Annotated in this window: 21 protein-coding genes and 1 tRNA gene; 11 read left to right on the top strand and 11 right to left on the bottom strand. The window is 73.1% G+C overall.

The genetic code is table 11. The features are described from left to right. The first annotated feature begins 231 nt into the window (after positions 1-231). Positions 232-489, top strand: coding sequence for a hypothetical protein (locus ACFZCD_RS23965; protein ID WP_391834109.1), 258 nt, complete (start codon positions 232-234; stop codon positions 487-489). 23 nt (positions 490-512) lie between these two features. Here the strand turns inward: ACFZCD_RS23965 and ACFZCD_RS23960 are convergent, their stop codons facing one another. Together ACFZCD_RS23960 and ACFZCD_RS23955 are read right to left on the bottom strand one after the other, a co-directional pair. Further along, complete coding sequence (locus ACFZCD_RS23960; protein ID WP_391834107.1) at positions 513-1,235, bottom strand: RDD family protein; 723 nt, start codon at positions 1,233-1,235, stop codon at positions 513-515. Between the two features lie 55 nt (positions 1,236-1,290). Continuing rightward, the gene (locus tag ACFZCD_RS23955; protein ID WP_391834105.1) at positions 1,291-2,835 is read right to left on the bottom strand and encodes an RDD family protein; all 1,545 of its coding nucleotides are present in this window, start codon (positions 2,833-2,835) and stop codon (positions 1,291-1,293) included. Between the two features lie 395 nt (positions 2,836-3,230). Between ACFZCD_RS23955 and ACFZCD_RS23950 the strand changes: the two genes are divergently transcribed. Further along, on the top strand, positions 3,231-3,641 hold the full coding sequence (locus ACFZCD_RS23950; RefSeq protein ID WP_391834103.1) for an SsgA family sporulation/cell division regulator: 411 nt from the start codon (positions 3,231-3,233) through the stop codon (positions 3,639-3,641). 21 nt (positions 3,642-3,662) lie between these two features. On the opposite strand, the gene ACFZCD_RS23945 is transcribed toward ACFZCD_RS23950, so the two are convergent. Continuing rightward, a complete protein-coding gene (locus ACFZCD_RS23945; protein ID WP_391834101.1) occupies positions 3,663-5,036 on the bottom strand; it encodes an FAD-binding oxidoreductase in 1,374 nt (457 codons plus the stop codon). Between the two features lie 82 nt (positions 5,037-5,118). Beyond that, positions 5,119-6,291 carry a 4-hydroxyphenylpyruvate dioxygenase gene (gene hppD, locus ACFZCD_RS23940; RefSeq protein WP_391834099.1) on the bottom strand — a complete coding sequence of 391 codons (1,173 nt, stop codon included), beginning with the start codon at positions 6,289-6,291 and terminating at the stop codon, positions 5,119-5,121. Positions 6,292-6,412: 121 nt separating this feature from the next. On the opposite strand from hppD, the gene ACFZCD_RS23935 reads away from it, so the two are divergent. Genes ACFZCD_RS23935 through ACFZCD_RS23915 form a run of 5 tightly spaced genes read left to right on the top strand, consistent with a single transcriptional unit; the run spans position 6,413 to position 10,743 of the window. Further along, complete coding sequence (locus tag ACFZCD_RS23935) at positions 6,413-6,892, top strand: Lrp/AsnC family transcriptional regulator (protein WP_391834097.1); 480 nt, start codon at positions 6,413-6,415, stop codon at positions 6,890-6,892. Between the two features lie 22 nt (positions 6,893-6,914). Beyond that, on the top strand, positions 6,915-7,562 hold the full coding sequence (locus ACFZCD_RS23930; protein WP_391834095.1) for an ABC transporter permease: 648 nt from the start codon (positions 6,915-6,917) through the stop codon (positions 7,560-7,562). A gap of 22 nt (positions 7,563-7,584) precedes the next feature. Then, positions 7,585-8,847: a betaine/proline/choline family ABC transporter ATP-binding protein gene (locus ACFZCD_RS23925; RefSeq protein ID WP_391834814.1), complete on the top strand. Its 1,263-nt coding sequence runs from the start codon at positions 7,585-7,587 to the stop codon at positions 8,845-8,847. After that, complete coding sequence (locus tag ACFZCD_RS23920) at positions 8,844-9,755, top strand: ABC transporter permease (RefSeq protein ID WP_391834093.1); 912 nt, start codon at positions 8,844-8,846, stop codon at positions 9,753-9,755. The genes ACFZCD_RS23925 and ACFZCD_RS23920 overlap by 4 nt, the downstream gene beginning before the upstream one ends. A gap of 1 nt (position 9,756) precedes the next feature. Continuing rightward, positions 9,757-10,743 carry a glycine betaine ABC transporter substrate-binding protein gene (locus ACFZCD_RS23915; protein ID WP_391834091.1) on the top strand — a complete coding sequence of 329 codons (987 nt, stop codon included), beginning with the start codon at positions 9,757-9,759 and terminating at the stop codon, positions 10,741-10,743. A 48-nt stretch (positions 10,744-10,791) separates the two neighbouring features. Here ACFZCD_RS23915 and ACFZCD_RS23910 read toward each other — a convergent pair whose 3' ends face one another. The 7 genes from ACFZCD_RS23910 to ACFZCD_RS23880 form a co-directional block, all read right to left on the bottom strand. After that, positions 10,792-11,601 carry a S16 family serine protease gene (locus ACFZCD_RS23910; protein WP_391834089.1) on the bottom strand — a complete coding sequence of 270 codons (810 nt, stop codon included), beginning with the start codon at positions 11,599-11,601 and terminating at the stop codon, positions 10,792-10,794. A gap of 113 nt (positions 11,602-11,714) precedes the next feature. Then, the gene (locus ACFZCD_RS23905) at positions 11,715-12,356 is read right to left on the bottom strand and encodes an IclR family transcriptional regulator (protein WP_391834087.1); all 642 of its coding nucleotides are present in this window, start codon (positions 12,354-12,356) and stop codon (positions 11,715-11,717) included. Positions 12,357-12,759: 403 nt separating this feature from the next. Continuing rightward, the gene (locus tag ACFZCD_RS23900; RefSeq protein ID WP_391834085.1) at positions 12,760-14,550 is read right to left on the bottom strand and encodes a DEAD/DEAH box helicase; all 1,791 of its coding nucleotides are present in this window, start codon (positions 14,548-14,550) and stop codon (positions 12,760-12,762) included. Between the two features lie 70 nt (positions 14,551-14,620). Then, positions 14,621-16,105: an MFS transporter gene (locus ACFZCD_RS23895; RefSeq protein ID WP_391834083.1), complete on the bottom strand. Its 1,485-nt coding sequence runs from the start codon at positions 16,103-16,105 to the stop codon at positions 14,621-14,623. Positions 16,106-16,386: 281 nt separating this feature from the next. After that, positions 16,387-17,427: a YeiH family protein gene (locus ACFZCD_RS23890; RefSeq protein WP_391834081.1), complete on the bottom strand. Its 1,041-nt coding sequence runs from the start codon at positions 17,425-17,427 to the stop codon at positions 16,387-16,389. Continuing rightward, on the bottom strand, positions 17,427-17,981 hold the full coding sequence (locus tag ACFZCD_RS23885; RefSeq protein ID WP_391834079.1) for a cysteine dioxygenase: 555 nt from the start codon (positions 17,979-17,981) through the stop codon (positions 17,427-17,429). Before ACFZCD_RS23885 ends, ACFZCD_RS23890 begins: the two co-directional genes overlap by 1 nt. A 111-nt stretch (positions 17,982-18,092) precedes the next feature. Continuing rightward, the gene (locus tag ACFZCD_RS23880; protein WP_391834077.1) at positions 18,093-18,998 is read right to left on the bottom strand and encodes a LysR family transcriptional regulator; all 906 of its coding nucleotides are present in this window, start codon (positions 18,996-18,998) and stop codon (positions 18,093-18,095) included. 88 nt (positions 18,999-19,086) lie between these two features. On the opposite strand from ACFZCD_RS23880, the gene ACFZCD_RS23875 reads away from it, so the two are divergent. The 4 genes from ACFZCD_RS23875 (at position 19,087) to ACFZCD_RS23860 (ending at position 21,596) form a co-directional block, all read left to right on the top strand. After that, positions 19,087-19,998 carry an alpha/beta fold hydrolase gene (locus tag ACFZCD_RS23875; protein ID WP_391834075.1) on the top strand — a complete coding sequence of 304 codons (912 nt, stop codon included), beginning with the start codon at positions 19,087-19,089 and terminating at the stop codon, positions 19,996-19,998. A gap of 125 nt (positions 19,999-20,123) precedes the next feature. Then, positions 20,124-20,198 (top strand) — tRNA-Cys (locus tag ACFZCD_RS23870). 224 nt (positions 20,199-20,422) lie between these two features. Further along, positions 20,423-20,905: a hypothetical protein gene (locus ACFZCD_RS23865; protein ID WP_391834073.1), complete on the top strand. Its 483-nt coding sequence runs from the start codon at positions 20,423-20,425 to the stop codon at positions 20,903-20,905. Between the two features lie 181 nt (positions 20,906-21,086). Then, entirely contained in the window at positions 21,087-21,596 is a 510-nt protein-coding gene (locus tag ACFZCD_RS23860) for a hypothetical protein (protein ID WP_391834071.1), read from the top strand. The last annotated feature ends 24 nt before the right edge of the window (positions 21,597-21,620 follow it).

Below are 21,620 nucleotides of genomic sequence, written 5' to 3'. Positions count from 1 at the left end.
GGACAGCAACGGGCGCGCTCATCTCGCCTCTTGGACCGGCGGATGACTCCGTGCGCCCCCCGTGCTCCGGCACCGTGTGTTAGGTCACGCTTACCAGCAGTTCCGCTCGGGCAGACAGGACCGTAGAGTCGTTTTGGTGTACACCTTTGCCCCCGGTCGCCGCCGGGGGTGGCTCCCCGTGCACCAGCCGGCTCCGCACCCCACACCTTTGCTCCGAGGACGGATCCCGCCATGCCGCGTCCGACCCCTGCACAGATAACCTACGGATCGGCCACCATCGTCTTCTCGACCCTCGCCATGCTGCTGCTGTCGCAGACGCGCTCGGGGATCGGGATCGCGGTCATCGCCGTCGCCGCGCTCGCACTCGGCCTGTTCGTCGCCGTTGCCTTCCCGGCACCGCGCGCCGGCTCCCGCAGGCCCCGGGTACCACGGCAACACACGTCCCTGCCCACCGAGTCGCGGCTGAGCGAGCACTCCCTGCACGGTTGACCGCCCACCGGCACCGCTGACCCTCAATGCACGGCGGAGACCACCACCGTCTTCGCCGCCTTGTCGTGGACGCACTGGTGATAGGGCATGTCCCAGGTGCACCAGAGCACGTTGACCAGCCAGAAGAGGAAGCCGCAGCAGGGCACCACCTGCGGCAGGCTGTACACGGCGGCGCGCGTCCAGCCCGGGCCACCCTCGGGGATCGCGCCGTTCTCCAGCATCGCCACCCGGATGCTCATCGCCATCTTGCCGACGGTCTGACCCCGTCTGGTGAGCATCAGCCCCTCATAGACGAAGTAGACGACGGCGATGATGATGCCGAGGCTCGTGGACCGGCCGTCGTTCCAGTTCGCCGGATCCCAGTCCCACATCGCGGCCTTGAAGACGACCGTGACCGGGATCGACACCAGCAGCGAGTCGATGATGCGGGCGACCAGCCGCTTGAAGCGGTTCGCGAGCGGGGGCATGCCCGCGAGCGGGTCGGCGGCGCCGAACTGGTCCCCGTAGGGGTTCCCGGGCCCGCCGCCGTACGGGCCACCACCGCCGTACGGATCGCCACCGTACGGCCCGCCGCCGTACGCACCGCCGCCCCCGGGCCCCGGCGGGGGCCCTGACGGGGGCGGGGGCGGGGGCGTGGGCGGTGGCGGCGGCTTTGGAGGGGGCTGGGACCCCGGCGGGGGCGGCTCCTCGGGCCGTTTCCGGAGCGGGTCGTTGTCGGGGGCCGGCGGCGGAGGCTCGGTGCTCATGGCCCGAGTAGAACGCAGGGTGCGGCACACCGCATCCGCCGGTGTGCCGTTCGGGTCAGCGCTTCCCGGCCGCCACGAACGTGCGCGCCGCCTTGTCGTGCCAGCACTGCCGCCACGGCCGGTCGAAGACGCACCACAGCGCGCCGATCACCCCGATGCCCAGCACGCCGAGCCCCCCGTACACCAGCCAGCGGCGCAGCGCAGCGCCGAAGCGCGGGGTGTCGTGCGACTCGATGTCCAGGACGCGGGTCCCGCACAGCCGCTTACCCAGCGTGCGTCCCCACTTGGCGGTCGGCAGCGCCTCCAGGACCACGCCGGCGACGAGCAGGACGCCCACCACGATGGCCAGGTACGTGCCGGTCGTGCCGTCGAGCAGCCAGACCGTGACCGTCTCGCCGGACTGCTTCGCCTGCTCGACCTTGGTGTCGATGTGGTCGACGGCCTTGGCCCACAGCGGCACGGCCACGGCGCTGACGACGGCCCCCAGCACGGCGGAGTCGACCAGGCGGGCGACGAGCCGGCGGCCCAGCGGCGCGGGGCGGCCCTGCTCCTGCGCGGCCCGCAGGAACGGGTCGTCCTTCACGGGCTTCCACGGCGCGGCCACCTCGGAGGAGGCGGCAGGGGCGGCGGACGAGGAGGCCGGGGGCTGCTGCTTGGCCAGCTGCTGCACCTGCTGGGCCCAGCCGCCGGCCGCGGGCCGGGCCTGCTCCGCGGTGCGGGGCAGCTCCTGCGCACGGGGCTGCTGCGGAAGGGGCTCGGGCCGGCGCGCTTCCGGCCGGCGGGATTCCGGCTGACCGGGCTCCGGCTGACGGGGCTCCTGCCGCTCGGGCAGGGCGGCCGGAGCGGGCCGGGCGGGAGCCGGCAGCGCGGCCGCCGGGGCCACGGCGGGCAGCGCCTGGCGCTCCGGCGGCAGGGACTGCGGCCCGGCGGGCGGCTGGGCCTGCGCCTCCTCGGCGCGGGCGTCCGGCCAGCCGGGGGCGGCGGACGACGGGAGGGGCTTACCGGACGTGCGCAGCTGCATCGTGCCGCCCGGCCGGACGGCGGGGACATTGCTCTCGGCGCGGCCTACTGGCGCGGGCTCGCCGGCGGGCTGCGGCTCGGGGCGGCGCGGCTCGGAGCGGGCCGGGCCGACGCCCGCGGGCGGGGCGATGCGCGGGTCGCGGGGCCCGGGCATCGCCCCGCCCGGGCCGGCGCCGGGGCCGTCGCCCCAGGAGACGCGCTGGTCCTGCTCGCCGCCGAAGCCCTCCTGGCGGGCGGGCTCCGCGCGCCAGGCGGGGGTCTCCTCCGAGCGGGCGTCGCGCAGGGCCGGCTCCTCGTCGAGGAACATCGGGCCCGTCTCGTCGGGGCGCTGTGCGGGCTGCCGGCCGGGGCCGGGGTGGCGCGGGGTCGGCGGCACGGGCGACGCGAGCGCGGGCGCCTGGGGCTTGGGGGCGCCGGCGGGCGGCGCGGGCATCGGCTCCCCCTCGGCGGGCGCGGGCCGGCTCGTGCCGGGCACCCAGGCGGTGCCGCTCCAGTAACGGATATAGCCAGGAATCGACGGGTCCGGATAGAACCCTTGCGCGGGGCTGTTGTCGGCGGATCCTGAGGAAGGGGCGCTCATGGTCTCCGATGTCCCGTATCTGCTCGGCCGTACTGCGGTGTCGGTGCTCGGTGGGGCGGGCGACGACAAGCAGTCTGCCGCACTCGAGCGACGTGGGGCGCGCCGCTCCCGTACCTCATGACCTCTATGCACAAAAGGCAACCGGGCGCGCTGCACACAGGTCTACCAGACGGCTCTCCACTCTGCGGCCGTCCCGCGGGCGGGACCACTCACACGTGCGACCGGCGGGCCGGTGCCGGGCACCGGGCCGGCCGCGGAAGGGGTACGGACCGGGTGGGCACCACCGGTCCGCCGAAGTCGCGTAATGGCGGGGTGGTCGATGCGCTCTCTGTCGGTGCGGGCCCGTTCGCGAGGGGCCACGGACCGACGGAAGCAGAGCAGAGAGGGCGCACTTCATGCACACCGTGGTGGAAAGAGAGCTGGAGATCGACCTGGTGCTGTCGCCCGAGCGCAGCATCCCCGTGCCGTCGCGGCTGAGCTACCGGACGGCCGACCCGTACGCGGTGCACATCGTCTTCCACGTCACGTCGGACGCCCCCGTGCACTGGACGTTCGCGCGCGAGCTGCTGGTGGAGGGGGTGTTCCGGCCGTGCGGCAGCGGGGACGTACGGGTGTGGCCGACGCGGACGGACGGGCGCAGCGTGGTGCGCCTGGCGCTGTCGTCGCCGGACGGCGCGGCGCTGCTGGAGGCCCCGGCGCCGGCGGTGTCGGCGTGGCTGGAGCGGACGCTGCGGGTGGTGGCGCCGGGGTCGGAGCCGGAGCGGCTGGAGCTGGACGCGGCGCTGAAGGAGATCCTGGGCGCGTGACGCGCCGGTGCGTCAAGTGCCTTACAGGTCCAGCACCTTGCCCGGGTTGAGGAGGTTGTGGGGGTCGAGGACCGCCTTGATTCCGCGCTGGACCTCCAGGCCCACCGGGCCCAGTTCTCTCGCCAGCCACTCCTTCTTCAGGACGCCGACGCCGTGTTCGCCGGTGATCGTGCCGCCCAGTTCCAGGCCGAGGGCCATGATGGCGTCGAAGGACTCGCGGGCCCGGCGCGCTTCGCCGGCGTCGGCGGGGTCGAAGCAGACGACGGGGTGGGTGTTGCCGTCGCCGGCGTGGGCGCAGACGCCGATGGTGAGCCCGTGCTTGCGGGCGATCTCCTCGGTGCCCTCCAGCATGTCGGCGAGGCGGGAGCGGGGCACGCACACGTCGTCGATCATGGTGGCGGGCCGGAGGGTCTCCAGGGCGGTGAGGGCGAGCCGGCGGGCCTGCAGGAGCAGCTCGGACTCGGCGGGGTCCTCGGCGGGGACGACCTGGTCGGCGCCTGCGGCCGTGCACAGGGCGGCGACGGCGGCGAGGTCCTGCGCGGGGTCGGGGGTGTCGAAGGCGGCGAGGAGGAGGGCTTCGGTGGTCTCCGGGAGGCCCATCCTGGCCATGGCGTTGACGGCGCGGACGGTCGTGCGGTCCATGAGCTCCAGCAGTGAGGGGGCGTGGCCGCGGGCCATGATCTGCCGGACGGCCTCGGCGGCCGCGCGGACCGAGGGGAACTCGGCCGCCAGGGCGAGCTGTTGGGGCGGCGCGGGCCGGAGCGCGAGGACGGCCCGGACGACGACGCCGAGGCTGCCCTCGGAGCCGACGAACAGGCGGGTGAGGTCGTAGCCGGCGACGCCCTTGGCCGTGCGGCGGCCCGTCCGCAGCAGCCGGCCGTCGGCGAGGACGACGTCGAGGCCGAGGACGTACTCGGCGGTGACGCCGTACTTCACGCAGCACAGGCCGCCGGAGGCGGTGCCGATGTTGCCGCCGATGGTGCACTGCTCCCAGCTGGACGGGTCGGGCGGGTAGTACAGGCCCTGCTCGGCGACGGCGCGGGAGAGGGCGGCGTTGACGACGCCCGGTTCGACGACCGCGACCCGGTCGTCGGCGTCGATCTCCAGGATGCGGTCCATCTTGACGAGGGAGAGCACGATGCAGCCGTCGGCGGCGTTGGCCGCGCCGGAGAGGCCGGTGCGGGCGCCTTGCGGGACGACGGGGACGCGCAGGGCGGTGGCGGTGCGCATGATGTGCTGCACGTGCTCCACCGTGCGGGGGAGGGTGACGACGGCCGGCCGGCCCGCGGTGCAGAAGCTCGCCATGTCGTTGGCGTAGGACGCGGTGACGTCCGGGTCGGTGAGGACGGCTTCCGGGGGGAGGCCTTCGCGCAGGTGCTCGATCAGATCGCCCATGCGGGGGTCCTTCCCCGGGCCGCCCCTTCCCGAACCGGGCCCGTCCGGTTCCCGGACCGGGCCCGTCCGGCGGCGGGGGCCGTCAGAGGTTGCCGCGCTTCTCCTGCTCCCGCTCGATCGCCTCGAAGAGCGCCTTGAAGTTGCCCTTGCCGAAGCCCATCGAGCCGTGCCGCTCGATCATCTCGAAGAAGACCGTCGGCCGGTCCTGCACCGGCTTGGTGAAGATCTGCAGCAGGTAGCCGTCCTCGTCGCGGTCCGCGAGGATCTTCAGTTCGCGGAGGGTGTCGACGGGGACGCGGGTCTCGCCGACCCACTCCCCCAGCGTGTCGTAGTACGAGTCCGGGGTGTCGAGGAACTGCACGCCCGCGGCCCGCATGGCGCGCACGGTCGCGACGATGTCGTTCGTGGCGAGGGCGATGTGCTGGACGCCCGGGCCGTTGTAGAACTCGAGGTACTCGTCGATCTGCGACTTCTTCTTCGCGACGGCCGGCTCGTTGAGCGGGAACTTCACCTTGCGGGTGCCGTCCGCGACGACCTTCGACATGAGGGCGGAGTACTCGGTGGCGATGTCGTCGCCCACGAACTCCTTCATGTTCGTGAAGTGCATGACGTTGTTGTAGAACGCCACCCACTCGTCCATCCTGCCGAGCTCGACGTTGCCCACGCAGTGGTCGATGGCCTGGAAGTACCTTGCGGGGGACACCCCCGCACCCCCGGGCCGGTCGCCGGGCTCGACGAGGGGCTGGGCGGCGACGAAGCCGGGGAGGTACGGGCCGGTGTACCCGGAGCGCTCGACCAGGGTGTGGCGGGTCTTGCCGTACGTGGCGATGGCGGCGAGGACGACCGTGCCGTGCTCGTCCGTGAGCTCGTGCGGGGCCTCCAGGCCGGTCGCGCCGTGCTCGACGGCGTAGGCGTAGGCGGCGCGCGCGTCCGGCACCTCGATGGCGAGGTCGACGACGCCGTCACCGTGCTCGGCGACGTGCTCGGCGAGGAAGCGGCCGTGGTCGGTCACGGCCTTGATGACCGTCGTGAGGACGAAGCGGGCGCCGCCGGACTCCAGGACGTAGGCGGCGGTCTCCCGGCTGCCGTTCTCCGGGCCGCGGTAGGCGACGAGCTTCATGCCGAAGGCGGTGGAGTAGTAGTGGGCGGCCTGCTTGGCGTTGCCGACGGCGAAGACGACCGCGTCCATCCCCTTGACCGGGAAGGGGTCGGCCTGCCGTGCGGTGTGCGGGGTGTGATCGGTGGTCTGTGTCATGGCCGCAGGGTCCCGCCGATCCACAAGGTGCGCAATAGTTTGCGTATTCACTGGGCAGACTGCATAGCAGACCGACGGTTACACCGGGCGATCTGTACATGCTGACCACTGGGAGGACCGCATGGCGATCGATCGTTTGGACGGCCGGCTGATCGAGCTGCTGGCGGAGGAGCCGCGGATCGGCGTGCTGGAGGCCTCACGCCGGCTGGGCGTGGCCCGCGGGACCGTCCAGGCGCGGCTGGACCGGCTGCAGTCGCAGGGGGTCATCCGCGGCTTCGGCCCGGACGTGGACCCGGCGGCCCTCGGCTATCCGGTGACGGCCTTCGCAACCCTGGAGATCAAGCAGGGGCAGGGCGGGGACGTCCGGGCGCACCTCGCGACCGTTCCCGAGGTGCTGGAGCTGCACACCACGACGGGGCGCGGCGACATGCTCTGCCGCCTGGTCGCACGCTCGAACGCCGACCTCCAGCGTGTGATCGACCGGGTTGTGGGTTTTGATGGCATCGTGCGGGCCTCCACGGCGATCGTCATGGAGAACGCCGTGCCGCTGCGGATCATCCCGCTGGTGCAGCAGGCGTCGCAGGACCCGTACCGGCCCTGAGGCGCGAGAGGGAGGCGAGCCGGTGAGCTTCTGGGAGTACCTCGCCGGCCGCCGCGCGCAGCTGCTGGCGGACACCTACCAGCACGCCAGCGCCGTCTTCCAGTGCATGGTGGCCGCGACGTTCATCGGCGTGGTGATCGGGGTGCTCACGTACCGCAGCGAGTGGGCCGGGAACCTGGCGGTGACCACGACGGCGACCCTGCTGACCGTCCCCTCGCTGGCCCTGCTCGGCCTGCTCATCCCGCTCACGGGCCTGGGCGTGGCGCCGACGGTCACGGCCCTCGTGCTCTACGGGCTGCTGCCGATCGTCCGCAACGCGGTCGTGGGGCTGCGGGGCGTGGACCCCTCGCTCGTGGACGCCGCGAAGGGGATCGGGATGTCCCGCGCGGCCCGGCTGCTGCGCGTCGAGCTGCCGCTCGCCTGGCCGCCGATCCTCACCGGGATCCGGGTGGCCACGCAGATGCTGATGGGCATCGCGGCGGTCGCCGCGTACGCCTCCGGGCCCGGGCTCGGCAACGAGATCTTCCGCGGCGTCTCCTCGCTGGGCAGCGCCAACGCCCTCAACCAGGTTCTCGCGGGGACGCTCGGGATCATCGTGCTCGCCCTGCTCTTCGACGCGGGCTACGTGCTGATCGGCAGGCTGACCATCCCGAGGGGGATCCGTGCCTGAGGGATCCGCGCGCGAGGGATCCGTGCCCGGGGCGCCGGCCGCTCCCCCGGCGCGGACCTCCGGGGCCACCATCCGGCTGGAGAACCTCACCAAGCGCTATCCCGGCAACCCGGCACCCGCCGTGGACTGCGTCAACATGGACATCAAGGCCGGTGAGCTGGTGGTCTTCGTCGGCCCGTCCGGCTGCGGCAAGACCACCACCATGAAGATGATCAACCGGCTGATCGAGCCGACGTCGGGCCGGATCCGCATCGACGGCGAGGACGTCACCGGCATCGACCCGGTCCGGCTGCGCCGCAAGATCGGCTACGCCATCCAGGCCTCCGGGCTCTTCCCCCACATGACCGTCGCGCAGAACATCGCGCTCGTCCCGCGCATGACCGGCTGGTCCAAGCGGCGGATCGCCGAACGGGTGGAGGAGATGCTCGACCTGGTGGGGCTCGACCCCGGCGAGTTCCAGGGCCGCTATCCGCGCCAGCTCTCCGGCGGGCAGCAGCAGCGGGTCGGCGTGGCCCGCGCCCTGGCCGCCGACCCGCCGGTGCTGCTGATGGACGAGCCGTTCGGGGCCGTCGACCCGATCACCCGCGACCACCTGCAGGACGAGCTGATCCGGCTGCAGCACGAGCTGCACAAGACGATCGTGTTCGTCACCCACGACTTCGACGAGGCCATCAAGCTCGGCGACCGGATCGCGGTGCTCCGCGAGCGCTCGCACATCGCCCAGTTCGACACCCCGGAAGCCATCCTCACCAACCCCGCCGACGACTTCGTCTCGGGCTTCGTGGGCGCGGGCGCGGCCCTCAAACGGCTCAACCTCACGCGCGTGCGGGACGTGGGCGTCGTCGACTTCCCCACCGCCACCATCGACGACCCGCTCCAGACGATCTTCGACCGGCTGCGCCGCGGCACCGCCAACGAGGTGCTGCTGCTGGACCGCCACCACCGCCCGTACAAGTGGCTGCGCCGCGGCGACCTGATGCGCGCCCAGGGGTCGCTCGCCCGCGCGGGCACCCTCGTGCACGACACCGTCACCCGCGACGCGACGCTGCGCGACGCCCTGGAGGCCGTCCTCACCGACAACGCCGGCCGGGTGCCGGTCACCGGGCGGCGCGGCCGCTACGAGGGCGTGGTCGACATGGAGACGCTGATGAACTCCGTGCACGAGCTGCTGGAGGAGGACCGCCTGGACGCCGTCGAGCACCAGCACCTGCTGGAGGAGCAGCGCGCCCAGCAGGTCCTGGAGGAGCAGGAGGGCACGACCGACGCCCCGGAGGAGCTGGCGTGAGTCACGGGGAGCCGGGGACGGACACCAGGGCCGCGGAGACGGAGGCCGCGGAGAAAGGGACCGCGGAGGAGAGGGCTGCGGAGGAGAAGGCCGCGGAAGGAAGGGCTGCGGAGGAGAGGCCGGCCGGGGCGAGGGCCGGGGGCGCCGCCCGCGCGCCCGGCGCGCCCCCGCCCCGCCGCGTCACCTGGCAGCGGCTGACCGTCCTGCCCGCCTTCCTGCTGGTTCTGCTGCTGGCGACCTGGCTGTGGTTCCGCGGCGCCGACCTCGACTCCGTCGCCCGCAACTCGCTCGCCGACGGCAACGTCTGGCTGCGGCTGCAGCAGCACATCGTCCTCACCGTCGTCTCCACCTTCTTCGTCCTCGTCATCGCCATCCCGCTGGGCATCCTGCTCACCCGCCGCCGGGTGCGCCCCGCCGCGCCCGCCGTCATCGCCGTCGCCAACGTCGGCCAGGCCACGCCCGCGATCGGCCTGCTGGCGCTGCTGGTGATCTGGCTGGGCATCGGCATGCAGGCCGCACTCGTCGGCATGGTCGTCTACGCGGTGCTGCCCGTGCTGGCCAACACCGTCGCGGGGCTGCGCGCCATCGACCCGACGCTGGTGGAGGCCGCGCGCGGCATCGGCATGTCGGCCGCCGGGGTGCTGCGCCGGGTCGAACTGCCCCTGGCCGTACCGCTGATCCTCGCCGGCGTCCGGACCGCGCTCGTCCTCAACGTGGGGACGGCGACGCTCGCCTACTTCGGCGGGGGCGGCGGGCTCGGCGACCTGATCGCGTCGGGCATCACCAACCAGCGGATGCCGGTCCTGGTGCTGGGGTCCGTCCTGACCGTGGCGCTCGCCCTGCTGGTGGACTGGCTGGCGTCCCTGGCCGAGCTGCTGCTGCGGCCGCGCGGACTGGAGGCGTCCTGAGATGGGCGGCCGGCGCGCAGCGGCCCGGGCGGCACCGGCGGCGGCACTGGTGCTGCTCCTGGCGTCCACCGGCGGCTGCGGGCTGACCAGCGGCTCCCCGCTGGCCGACGGCGTGCGGCCGGGCTCGGTCGGGCAGGGCCTGCCGCTCAAGGGCGCCGCCCTGACCGTCACGTCCAAGAGCTTCAGCGAGAACATCGTGCTCGGCCAGATCATGGGCCTGGCCTTCAAGGCCGCCGGGGCGAGCGTGCTCGACCGCACCAACATCCAGGGCTCGATCGGGGCCCGCGAGGCGGTCAGGTCCGGGGGCGCGGACGCCATGTACGAGTACACGGGCACCGCCTGGATCACCTACCTCGGCCACGACCGGCCGATCCCCGACCCGCAGCGGCAGTGGCGGGCCGTCCGCGACGCCGACGCCCGCAACGGCCTCACCTGGCTCGCGCCCGCCGCGCTCGACAACACCTACGCCCTGGCGATGAACCGCGCCGCCGCCCGCCGCTACGGCACCCGCACCCTGTCGGACGTGGCCGCCCTGTCGAGGCGCGACCCGCGGGCCGTGACCCTGTGCGTGGAGACCGAGTTCGCCGCCCGCGACGACGGCCTGCAGGGCATGGCGAAGGCGTACGGCATGAACGTGCCCGCGTCCCGCATCCAGAAGATGGACGGCGGCATCATCTACACCCAGGTCTCCGGCGGCGCCTCCTGCGGCTTCGGCGAGGTCTTCACCACCGACGGCCGCATCACCGCCATGCGTCTCGTCGTCATGCGCGACGACAAGCGCTTCTTCCCCGACTACAACGCCGCCCCGGAGATCAACAGCGCCACCCTGCGCCGCTATCCGGCGATCAAGGACATCCTCGCCCCCATCACGGCCAAGCTCGACAACGACGTGGCGCGGGAGCTCAACGCCGCGGTGGACGTCGAGGGCAAGGACCCGCGGGAGGTCGCCAGGGAGTGGCTGCTGAAGGAGGGGTTCATCAGCGAGTGAGAGGCGGGGCAGGGGGGTGTGGGGGCTGGTGGCTGCAGGGGCGGCGGTTCAGCAGGTGGGGACGTTGTTCTCGTCGCCCGACGCCAGGGCGCGCAGGGACTTGATCGCGTCCTGCAGCTTCTCCACGGGGACGAGCCGCAGGCCCTTGGGCAGGTTGGCCTTCGCGTCCGAGCACTCGCCCTGCGGGACGAGGAAGACCGTCGCGCCGTCGCGCCGGGCCGCCTGCGTCTTCAGCGGGACGCCGCCGACCGCGCCGACCGTCCCGTCGGCGTCGATCGTGCCCGTGCCCGCGATGGTGCGCCCGCCGGTCAGGTCGCCGCCGCGGCCGTCGCCGTCGACCTTGTCGATGATGCCGAGGGTGAAGAGCAGCCCGGCGCTCGGCCCGCCCACGTCGGCGAGGCTGAGGCCGACCTTGAGCTCGCCGGGCGAACGGTGCAGGTAGCGCAGGGCGGCGTCGGTGGCGGCGTCCTGCGACTTCTTCATCTCCTCCTGGTTGTGCGCGTCGACCTCCGCGTCGGAGTCGCCGACGGGGTACACGGCGTCGTGCGGCATGACGGCCCGGTCCGTACGGGTCCAGCCGCTGATCACGTCGCCGAGGTCCACGTCCACGCGCGGGCCCGTCACCACGATCGTGGTCATGCGCAGCTGGCCGGTGGTCTTCCGTGCCGGGGCGCCCTCGACCGCGATCACCTGCTTGCCCTCGTGGGCGCCGAGCACGTCCACCGTCGAGCCGGGCTGCGCCACCGAGAACGGCAGCGGCACGAAGGGCACCGAGGCGAGCAGGGCGACGACGGGCACGGCACAGACGGCGAGGGTCCGGGCGCGGCGGGACCGGGCGGTCGTGGTCGGAGCGGGCATGCAGCGAATCTAGTTCACCGGCGTCCCTTCCGTGACACGCGGCCTCGCCGGGCGAGGCGCGGTGGCGGCGGAAGGGACGCGGGCACGCGTACGCGGGCACACGTACGCGGACGTCAGCGCAGGGCGTCCGCGACCTCCTTCGCGGCCTCCATCACACGGGGTCCCACACGCTCGGGGATCGTGTCCGCGAGCATCACCACCCCCACGCTGCCCTCGATCCCCAGGACCCCGAGCAGCGGGGCCGCCGCGCCGCTCGCGCCGGCCTCCAGCTCGCCGTGGGTGAGGGCGTAGCCGGGGCCGTCGGCCTCGCCGCGGCGGGCGGCGAGGATGGCGCGCCCGGCCGCGCCCCGGTCCAGGGGGTGGCGGAAGCCCGCGCGGTAGGCCACGTGGTAGTCCGTCCAGGTCGGCTCGACGACGGCGACCGCGAGCGCCTCGGTGCCGTCGACGAGCGTGAGGTGGGCGGTGGCCCCGATGTCCTCGGCCAGGGAGCGCAGGGCGGGCAGGGCCGCCTCGCGCACCAGCGGGTGCACCTGGCGGCCGAGCCTCAGCACCCCCAGGCCCACCCGGGCGCGGCCGCCGATGTCACGGCGGACCAGCGCGTGCTGCTCCAGTGTGGCGAGCAGGCGGTAGACGACGGTCCTGTTGACTCCGAGCCGGGTGGACAGCTCGGTGACGGTCAGGCCGTGGTCGGTGTCGGCAAGCAGTTTGAGGACGCGCAGTCCCCGGTCGAGCGTCTGCGAGGTCTCCGCTGTCACGACGCCCCTCCTCCGATGTATGGCGGCTCTCGTCGGGTGGGGTGCGCCGCCGGTCCCGTGCCGGCAGCGCGCGAGGAGAGGGCCGCCGGCGGCTTGTCGCTTCGTGCACTGCACTGCTGCATGCGTTGCTGCGTGCACCGGCTGCGCTCCGTGGCGGCGCTGCCACGGGGCGTGTGCGTGACCGGCACCGTAGCGCCGCCGGTCCGCTCATCGGAAGAGTCTGCCCGCGATCCGGTCAGGGCAGGGGCGAATTACGGATACCGGGGCCGGTGTCCCACCATGCGGACACCAGCCCCGGATCCCGTCCGGAGCAATACGGATTTCTCCGTGGCTTTCACGTTTCTCCGGGCTTTCGGGCCTTTACGCCCGTACGTACTTCACGCTTCCGCCCGGGCCTTCCGCGCTACTTCATGCGCGTGGCCCACTCCCGCACCTTGCGGATGCGCTCGTTGAGCTGCCCGGCCGTGGCCTCCGCGCTCGGCGGGCCGCCGCACACGCGGCGCAGTTCGGTGTGGATGACGCCATGCGGCTTGCCGCTCTGGTGGACGTAGGCGCCGACCAGCGTGTTCAGCTGCTTGCGGAGCTCCAGGAGCTCCTTGTGGGTGACCACCGGCCGCCGCTCCGCGGGCAGTTCGAGGAGGTCCGCCTCCGCGTCCGGCCGCTTGCGGCTGTGCGCGATCTGCCGCGCCTGCCGCTTCTGCAGCAGCAGCTGCACCTGCTCGGGCTCCAGCAGCCCGGGGATGCCGAGGTAGTCCTGCTCCTCCTCGCTGCCCGCGTGCGCCTGCATGCCGAACTCGGCGTTGTTGTAGAGCACCCGGTCGAAGACGGCGTCCGACTCCAGCGCCTCGAAGGAGAGTTGGTCGTCGGTGCCGGTGTCCTCGTCCTGCTGCCGCTCCGCCTCGGCGAGGAGCTTGTCCTCCTCCGCGTACGGGTCCTCCTCGCCGTCGCCCTTCTTCGGCTTGTCGAGGACGTGGTCGCGCTCGACCTCCATCTCGTTGGCGAAGGTCAGCAGGTCGGGCACGGTGGGCAGGAACACGGACGCGGTCTCGCCGCGCCGCCGGGAACGCACGAAGCGGCCGACGGCCTGGGCGAAGAACAGCGGCGTGGAGATCGTCGTCGCGTAGACGCCGACCGCCAGCCGGGGCACGTCCACGCCCTCCGACACCATGCGGACGGCGACCATCCAGCGGTCGGTGCCGTGCGAGAAGTCGTCGATGCGCTGGGAGGCGCCGCTGTCGTCGGACAGCACGAGCGTGGCGCCCTCGCCGGTGATCTCGCGGATCAGCTTGGCGTAGGCGCGGGCGGACTCCTGGTCCGAGGCGATCACGAGGGCGCCCGCGTCCGGGATGGACTTGCGCACCTCGGTCAGGCGGCGGTCGGCCGCGCGCAGCACGTTCGGCATCCACTCGCCGCGCGGGTCGAGCGCGGTGCGCCAGGCCTGGGAGACGGCGTCCTTGGTCATGGGCTCGCCGAGGCGGGCCGCGATCTCGTCGCCCGCCTTGGTGCGCCAGCGCATGTTGCCGCTGTAGGAGAGGAAGATGACCGGGCGGACGACGCCGTCGGCGAGGGCGTTGCCGTAGCCGTACGTGTAGTCCGCGGACGAGCGGCGGATGCCGTCGTTGCCCTCCTCGTACGTGACGAACGGGATGGGGTTGGTGTCCGAGCGGAAGGGCGTGCCGGTCAGGGCGAGCCGGCGCGTGGCGGGCTCGAAGGCCTCCAGGCACGCCTCGCCCCAGGACTTGGAATCACCGGCGTGGTGGATCTCGTCGAGGATGACGAGGGTCTTGCGCTGCTCGCAGCGGTTGCGGTGGAGCATGGGGCGCACGCCCACGCCGGCGTAGGTGACGGCGACGCCGTGGTACTCGCGGCCGAGGGGGCCCGCGCTGTACTCAGGGTCGAGCTTGATGCCTATCCGGGCCGCCGCCTCCGCCCACTGCTTCTTCAGGTGCTCGGTCGGGGCGACGACGGTCACCTGCTGGACGACGTGGTGGTGCAGCAGCCAGGAGGCCAGGGTGAGCGCGAAGGTCGTCTTGCCGGCGCCGGGGGTGGCGACGGCGAGGAAGTCGCGCGGCTGCTCCTGGACGTACCTCTCCATGGCGCCCTGCTGCCAGGCGCGGAGCTTGTTCGCGGTACCCCAAGGCGCCCGGCCGGGGAAAGCAGGGGAGAGATGGTGGTTGGTGGTGGTGGTAGTCACGGTCTCCGTCGGGTGGTTCGGCGGTCGGCAACCGCGTCAGCCTACCGGGGCCGCGGTTCACGCTCCGGGGTTACGCCCCGGGGTCACCCGAGGGTGGGACCGAGGTCACATCGCGGCCGGCGGCCTCCCGCGGCACGAGCCGGGTGGCCACGTACGCGCCCACCAGCGCGAACGCCGCCGCGGCCGCGAAGACGGCTGCGAAGGCGTGCGGCGGGGCCGCCGCGGCGGCCTCCCCCACGGCCGTCGAGCCCCCGCCGAAGGAGACGAAGAGCACTCCGGCCAGCCCGACGAGGAGGATGCTGCCGAGCGCGTCGGACGTCTGCAGGGAGGCCGCGTTGGTGCCCTCCTCACCCGGCCGGGACAGCTTCAGCAGGAGCACCGCGCCGCTGGAGATCGTCAGGCCCATGCCGTAGCCGCCGATCACCCAGGACGCGCCGGCCGCCCACACCGGCACGCCGTGCACCAGCACCGTCGCCATCAGCGCGACCGCGAGCGCCACCAGCACCATGCCGAGGCTCATCAGCCGCTCGCGGTACGGCTCGGCCCGGCGCCGGCTCTGGGTGTACGAACCGAGCGCCCAGGTCAGGCCGCCGCCCGTGAGGGAGAGGCCGGCGAGGGTCGCGGACAGGCCGCGCTCGGTGACGAGCATCAGGGGGATGAAGCTCTCGGCCGCCAGGAAGGAGCCCTGCGCGAGGCCGCGCAGCAGCACGACGGAGGGCAGCCCGCGGACGGCGCGGAAGGTGCCGCGCGGCAGCAGGCGCCGGACGCACGGCACGAGCAGGGCCAGCCCGGCGGCGGCCGGCAGCAGGGCCCAGGGGGTGAGGCCCTGGCCCGCGTACTGCAGCAGGCCCGCCCCGGACGCGACGGCGAGCGCCAGCAGGATGCGGCGCCGGTCGGCCGTCCCCGGCTCACCGGCGGGCGGCAGGGCGCGCAGGGCCGGCAGCATCACGGCGAGGGGCAGCAGGATCAGCACCGGGATCGCCAGGAACACCCAGCGCCAGCCGATCTGCTCGGTGACGGTCCCCGCCACCAGCGGGCCGACGATCACCGGCACCACCCAGGCCGCCGAGAAGGATGCCATGACGGCGGCCCGCAGCCGCTCCGGGTACGCCCGGCCGACCACCACGTACAGCGCCACGATCACCAGCCCGCCGCCGATGCCCTGCACCCCGCGTCCGGCGACGAACATCCACATGCGCTGCGCCGAGCCCGCGATGACGAGGCCCGTGCCGAAGGCGGCGATGCCGGTGAAGAGGGGGGTGAGGGGGCCCGCCCGGTCGCACCACTCCCCCGACAGGGTCATCGCGAAGAGGCTCGCGGTGAAGAAGGCGGAGAAGGCGAAGGCGTAGAGGCCGATCCCGTCGAGCGCGCGGGCCGCCACGGGCATGGCGGTGTTGACCGCGCTCGACTCGAAGGCGATCAGGGAGACGACCGAGATGATGCCGAGGGTGAGGGCCCGGTGACGGCGGCCGAGTATGCCGGGGGCGGGGTCGTCGGCCGGGGCGTCGTGCGGGGCGGTGTCCTGGGCTGGCGTCATGGATTCGGCGGCGGTCATACCGCTTGAGCGTACGGAGGGGAGCGGGTCCGGGCACGTGCCGCGGGGAGGAGATCGGGTGGGACTTGGGTCCTAAACACTTCGGATGGCCGAAATGGTCCGGATGGCCCACAGGGCCGGGCAGCGCTGCTGCCGAGCACCGACGCGGGCCGGGGCCCGCCCCCCCGCCGTCGCGGCGCGCAATCACCGCGGCGAAGGTCCGGCGGAATCCGCGGCGACCGGGATCGCACGTACGGGCGACCGGGACCGTACGTGCGGCGCCCGGGACCGCACGTACCCGGTCAAGTCGTCAGCATGACACCCCCGTACGAGGCCCCCGCGATCACCACCCACGAGCACAGGCCCAGCGCCGCGACGCGCCCGCCCGTACGGACCAGTGACGGCAGGTGGACGGCGCTGCCGAGCCCGAAGAGGGCGGTGGCGAGCAGGAGCTCCTGGGCGTGCGCGGCGAGGTCCAGCCCGGCGGCCGGTACCCAGCCGGTGGTGCGGACGGCGACCATGGCGAGGAAGCCGAGCACGAACAGCGGCACGAGCGGGGGCCGCTTCCCGGACGCCTTCACCGGGCCCCGGCGCCGCTGCCGCACGGAGACGGCCACCGCGGCGACGAGCGGCGCGAGCAGCGCCACCCGCATGAGCTTGACCAGGACGGCGTCGGTGAGCGCGGCCGGCCCGGCGGTCTGCGCGGTGGCCACGACCTGCCCGACGTCGTGCACGCCCGCGCCGACCCAGCGGCCGAACTGCGCGTCGTCCAGGCCGAGCGGGTGGTGCAGGAGCGGCAGGACGGCGATGGCGAGGGTGCCGCAGAGGGTGACCAGGGCGACGGAGGTCGCCACGTCCTCCTCGTCGCTGCCGGAGACCTCGCTGACCGCGCCGATCGCCGAGGCGCCGCAGATCGAGTAGCCGGTGGCGATGAGCAGCGGCTGGTCGCCGCGGAGCCCGAGGCGGCGGCCGAGCCAGAGCGTGCCGGCGAAGGTGGCCGCCACGACGGCGATCACCATGGCGACGGTGGCCCAGCCGAGGCCGAGGACGTCGTCGAGGCCGAGTTTGAGACCGAGCAGGACGACGCCGATCCGCATCAGCCGCTTGCCGGCGAGGGTGAGGCCGGGCCGGGCGGCACCGCGCACCCATGCCCGTACGCCCGGGACGTGGGCCGCCGCGATGCCGAGGACGACGGCGGCGGTGAGCATGGGGACGGCCGGGACGAGCAGGTGCACGACCCAGGCGACGGCCACGCCCGCGGCGGCGGTGGCGAGGCCCGGGAGCTTGCCGGGGGCGGTCCGGGGCGGTGCCGCCGCCGTCCGTCGTTCGGTGAGGAGTGCCATCAGATCTCGTCGGCCGGCAGGTCGTAGACGCGGCGGACGCTGGAGCCGAGGCGGGAGATGTCGGCGCCGTAGATGTGCAGGGAGATCGCCTTGGCCGTACAGGCGTTGCGGACGCGGTGGATGTCGCCGGGCGGGGCGAAGCCGCACACGTCGCCCTGGTGGTTGACGACGTCCTCGGTGGCGACCAGGCGGGCGGTCGTGCCGTCGGGCACGAGGCGGTAGCGGCGCTCGCTCTCGGTGCCCTCGTGGACGCCGGTGACGCACCACGAGACGTGGTCGTGGACGGCGGTCTGCTGGCCGGGCATCCACACGAGCGCGACGACGGAGAAGCTGCCGTCGTGCTCGGCGTGCAGGATGTGCTGCCGGTAGTGGTCGGGGTCGCCCTCGCGCTGTTCGGCGGTGAGCAGGTCGTCGGCGCCGAGGTGGGCGGCGAGCCGCTCACCGACGATGTAGGCCGTCGTGTCGGGCGGCAGGCCACGGCCTACGGCTTCCCTGACGTCGTCGACGAGCTGGGCGAGGCGCGCGGTCGTCCGGGCTGCGGTGGGAGTGGTCATGAGTGCAGGGTCGGGGCGGGCGGTCCGGCGGGTCCAACGACAGTCTTTTGACGGGAACCCAACGAGCGCTTATGAATCGGCTGACCGGTTTACGGGGCGGCCGACGTGCGGTCAGCAGCCCACGCGCCGGGCGGCGACCGCCTTGAGTTCGTCCAGGACGAGTGCGGTCGCCGGGATCCGCAGGTGTTCGCGCAGCACGTACGCCGAGACCTGGCGGCGCGAGGCCGGGTCCAGGGCGCGTCCGGTGATCCGGTCGTGGCGCATGAAGGACAGCACCAGGCCGGGCATCATCGCGATGCCGAGCCCTTCGGCGACGAGGGACTGCACGACGAGGTTGTCGTCGGTGGTGAAGGCTATGTCGGGCGCGAAGCCGACCTCGGCGCACTCGTGGAGGAAGTTGGTGCGGCAGCGCAGGCAGCCGGCGATCCAGCGCTCCCCGGACAGGTCGGCGAGCTTGACGGCGCGGCGGCGGGCGAGGGGGTGCCCTATGGGCATCAGGACCGTGAGCTGGTCCTCCATGAGGGGTATCTCCACCAGCTCCTCGGGGACCTGCTCGTGCAGGCCGGGGTAGGTGAAGGCGAGGGTGATGTCGCACTCGCCGCGGACGAGGCGGCGCAGCGAGTCGGGCGGCTCGCCCTCCAGGAGCTCGACGCGGATGCCCGGGTGCTCGGCGGCGAGCCGTGCGAGCGCCTCCGGTATGAGCGTGGCGCTGGCGCTGGGGAAGGCGCAGACGCGGACGCGGCCGGCGCGCAGCCGCGTCAGCGAACTCATCTGCTGCTGGGCGGCGGTGAGGCTGTCGAGGATGGTCTCCGCGTGCCGCGAGAGCGCCTCTCCGGCCTCGGTGAGCTGCATCCGGCGGCCGACGCGGATGAACAGCGGGGTGCCGACGGAGCGCTCCAGCGCCTTCATCTGCTGGGTGATCGCGGGCTGCGTGTAGCCGAGCACGCGGGCGGCCGCGGAGTACGAACCGGCCGTGACCACCGCGTGGAACGTCTTGATGTGCCGCGAGTCGAACACGCCGGAATCATAAGCGGAATTTGGGATAGCGGGGTAAGAGGCGGGGGGTTGCTTCTGGATCAGCGAGCAGATGGGGCAAGGTGGACTTATGTCGCAATACGCGTCTTACACGTCGTACGACGGGCTGAAGCTGCGCTACCGGGTCGTGGAGCGCCCGGGGAGCCCGGAGGAGGCCGCTCCGCTGGTGTGCCTGGCGGGCGGCCCGGGCCGTGACGCCGCGTACCTGGGCGACCTGGGCGGGCTGGACGCCCACCGCCCGCTCGTCATCCCGGACAGCCGCGGCACGGGGGCCTCGCCGCCCTCGCCCGAACCGTGGGGGTACGCGTTCCCGGCGCTCGCCGAGGACCTGGAGTCCCTCCGCACCCACCTGGGCCTGGAGTCCTTCGCCCTGCTCGCCCACGACGCGGCGTGCGCGACGGCCCAGGCGTACGCGGCGCAGTACGGCCACCGCCTCACCCGGCTGGTCCTGGTCACCCCCGGGTCCCGGCTCCAGGGCGAGCTGCCCGACGACGCCGAGGAGATCTTCGAGTCCCGCGCGGACGAGGACTGGTGGCCGGACGCCTACGTGGCCGTCCACACCCTCCCCACCACCTCCGACCTGGACGAGGTCCGCAGCCTCCTGCTGCGCGCGGCCCCCATGGGCTACGGCCGCTGGGACGCCCCCCAGCGCGCCCACGCCGCCACCGAACCCGCCCAGCTCGGCCCGGTCCCCCGCGCCGGCTTCTGGCAAGGCGTCGACGAACCGGCCCGCCAGGCCCTCCTCGCCCGCCTCCCCGACGTCAAGTGCCCCGTCCTCGTCATCACGGGCGACCGCGACGCCCTGGCAGGCCTGCGCGCCGGCGAACTGGTCGCGACGTCCTTCCGCACGGCCGCCGTCCGCACCCTCCACGGCGTGGGCCACTACCCCTGGGTCGACGAGCCGGACCTCTTCCGCCCGGTGGTGGAGTCCTTCCTGACGAGGGGCCACGACCCGGAGGCCCATGAGGGCAAGCACGCGTGAATACGTGACGTGTGAAGCGTGACGTGTGAAGCGTGAACGCGAGATGGCAGTCGCATTGCGCCCGGCCCACCCCCATTGAACGGGCCGACCCGCCCCCGTACCGTCAATCCCCAGGAGCACAACTTGGCCGTGTGCCCGAGTGGTTCAGGGACTCGCCTGCAAAGCGAGTAACGCGGGTTCGATTCCCGCCACGGCCTCCAGGCGGAACCGGGCCGGTCGCGCTCGCCCGACGAATCGCCCCCACGCGGCAAGCCCCCGCAGAGGGCCGAACCGGCAGGTCTGTACAGTGCCCGCCAGGCGTCCGCTGCACCGCTCGGCGCTGACAGGTAGAGCGCTACGCAGGGGGAACGCCCATGAATCCCGGGCCCTTTGAAGCACTTCGGTCACGCACCGGACCCCCGGCCACCGGCACGGGGGCTTAACCATGGGCCGCCTTCGAGACAAATGGCTCGGAACCAAGTACCCCGACAGCGATGTCACACCGCTTTCCGCCGACGATGTCCGGAGCGCGCTCCTCGCGGTCACTGGCCTGCGTGTGCCGTACCGCATACGGGAGGCCGGCCCTGCCGAGAACGCCGACGTGGTGGCGGAGTGGTGGTTCCGGACCACTATTTTCGACGACTCCCGTCGGCTGGAGGAGCTGAGACTCAGGCTCCGGATGCGTCTGGACCCGTCAGGACACGAGGTGCGGTTCGTCCAGGAGCAATGGTCTTCCCTCGGTGGCCGGCCGTCCATGCAGCACACGTACAGCCGTGGGCGAGCATTCACGGTGGAGTGGAAGTACGAGCGGGGGCCCGACGGCCGGCGGCGTAAGGTCACGACATTGGACACGCGCGACGTGAAGAACGCCCTGCGGCAAGTGGTGCTGGAATCCGGGTGGATCTGGCGCGGAGCCACCACGTTGTGACCACCCGCGCCGACGGCGGCATGAGCCCGGTGCCACCCCGACCGCAGAACACCCTCCCTGCCTGTGATGTCGTGCTCATCAAGGATGCGCAAGTAGCTGCATCCGACATGCAACCCTTGCTAGTTTCGAACATCTGAATGCCCTGGTGCGGCTGATGCCACAGGGGTGGGACTGACGGACCGTGGGGTTCGAAGACGAGTGGGGCAAGCTGCAGGCGGAATCAATAGGCCACATCAGCACCCAAGGGGCCGGTCAGCCGCACACGCGACTCAACGGCACGTCCCCGGGCACGCCCGGCGGGACAGGTGGCGACCAGGGGCTCGCCTCCTCCGCCTCCAAGAAGAAGGCGGCCGTCGCAGCCCTGGAACAGCACATCCAGCCCGACACCGGCGCCGCCGGCAAGCTCATGGACACCGCCATGGAGGCCGCGGGCAAGGGCTTCAAAGACTGGGCGACCGGGACCGGCATTAACGAGGCCCTGAAGGGCTGGCAGGCATCGGTGAAGGCCCTGCAGAACCGTCTCTCCGCAGAGAAGTCCGCCCTGAGCGGGACCAATGTGCTGCTCCAGGGTGCCGACAAGGGCCTGGGTGGCGAATTCGACCGCCGCTTCCCCGCTGCGCCCCCGGTGCTGCCCGGGCCCGGCCAGGGTGATAGCAAGCCGCCGTTCGCGTCCCGCCTGGCGGACTACTGAAAGGCACGGCCGGACCATGCTCAC

Origin of the sequence: Streptomyces sp. NPDC008001 (assembly GCF_042958085.1) — a bacterium.
GTDB lineage: Bacteria > Actinomycetota > Actinomycetes > Streptomycetales > Streptomycetaceae > Streptomyces.
Note: the sequence above shows the minus strand (reverse complement) of the source record. Positions and strands in the feature narration are given on the sequence as shown.

Excerpts from the sequence above, each read along its gene's own strand:
- ACFZCD_RS23950 (WP_391834103.1), top strand. The coding sequence starts at position 3,231 with ATGCACACCGTGGTGGAAAGAGAGCTGGAGATCGACCTGGTGCTGTCG.
- ACFZCD_RS23935 (WP_391834097.1), top strand. The coding sequence starts at position 6,413 with ATGGCGATCGATCGTTTGGACGGCCGGCTGATCGAGCTGCTGGCGGAG.
- ACFZCD_RS23960 (WP_391834107.1), bottom strand. The coding sequence starts at position 1,235 with ATGAGCACCGAGCCTCCGCCGCCGGCCCCCGACAACGACCCGCTCCGG.
- ACFZCD_RS23945 (WP_391834101.1), bottom strand. The coding sequence starts at position 5,036 with ATGGGCGATCTGATCGAGCACCTGCGCGAAGGCCTCCCCCCGGAAGCC.
- ACFZCD_RS23915 (WP_391834091.1), top strand. The coding sequence starts at position 9,757 with ATGGGCGGCCGGCGCGCAGCGGCCCGGGCGGCACCGGCGGCGGCACTG.
- ACFZCD_RS23910 (WP_391834089.1), bottom strand. The coding sequence starts at position 11,601 with ATGCCCGCTCCGACCACGACCGCCCGGTCCCGCCGCGCCCGGACCCTC.
- ACFZCD_RS23865 (WP_391834073.1), top strand. The coding sequence starts at position 20,423 with ATGGGCCGCCTTCGAGACAAATGGCTCGGAACCAAGTACCCCGACAGC.
- ACFZCD_RS23885 (WP_391834079.1), bottom strand. The coding sequence starts at position 17,981 with ATGACCACTCCCACCGCAGCCCGGACGACCGCGCGCCTCGCCCAGCTC.
- ACFZCD_RS23890 (WP_391834081.1), bottom strand. The coding sequence starts at position 17,427 with ATGGCACTCCTCACCGAACGACGGACGGCGGCGGCACCGCCCCGGACC.
- ACFZCD_RS23895 (WP_391834083.1), bottom strand. The coding sequence starts at position 16,105 with ATGACCGCCGCCGAATCCATGACGCCAGCCCAGGACACCGCCCCGCAC.
- hppD (WP_391834099.1), bottom strand. The coding sequence starts at position 6,291 with ATGACACAGACCACCGATCACACCCCGCACACCGCACGGCAGGCCGAC.
- ACFZCD_RS23875 (WP_391834075.1), top strand. The coding sequence starts at position 19,087 with ATGTCGCAATACGCGTCTTACACGTCGTACGACGGGCTGAAGCTGCGC.
- ACFZCD_RS23955 (WP_391834105.1), bottom strand. The coding sequence starts at position 2,835 with ATGAGCGCCCCTTCCTCAGGATCCGCCGACAACAGCCCCGCGCAAGGG.
- ACFZCD_RS23965 (WP_391834109.1), top strand. The coding sequence starts at position 232 with ATGCCGCGTCCGACCCCTGCACAGATAACCTACGGATCGGCCACCATC.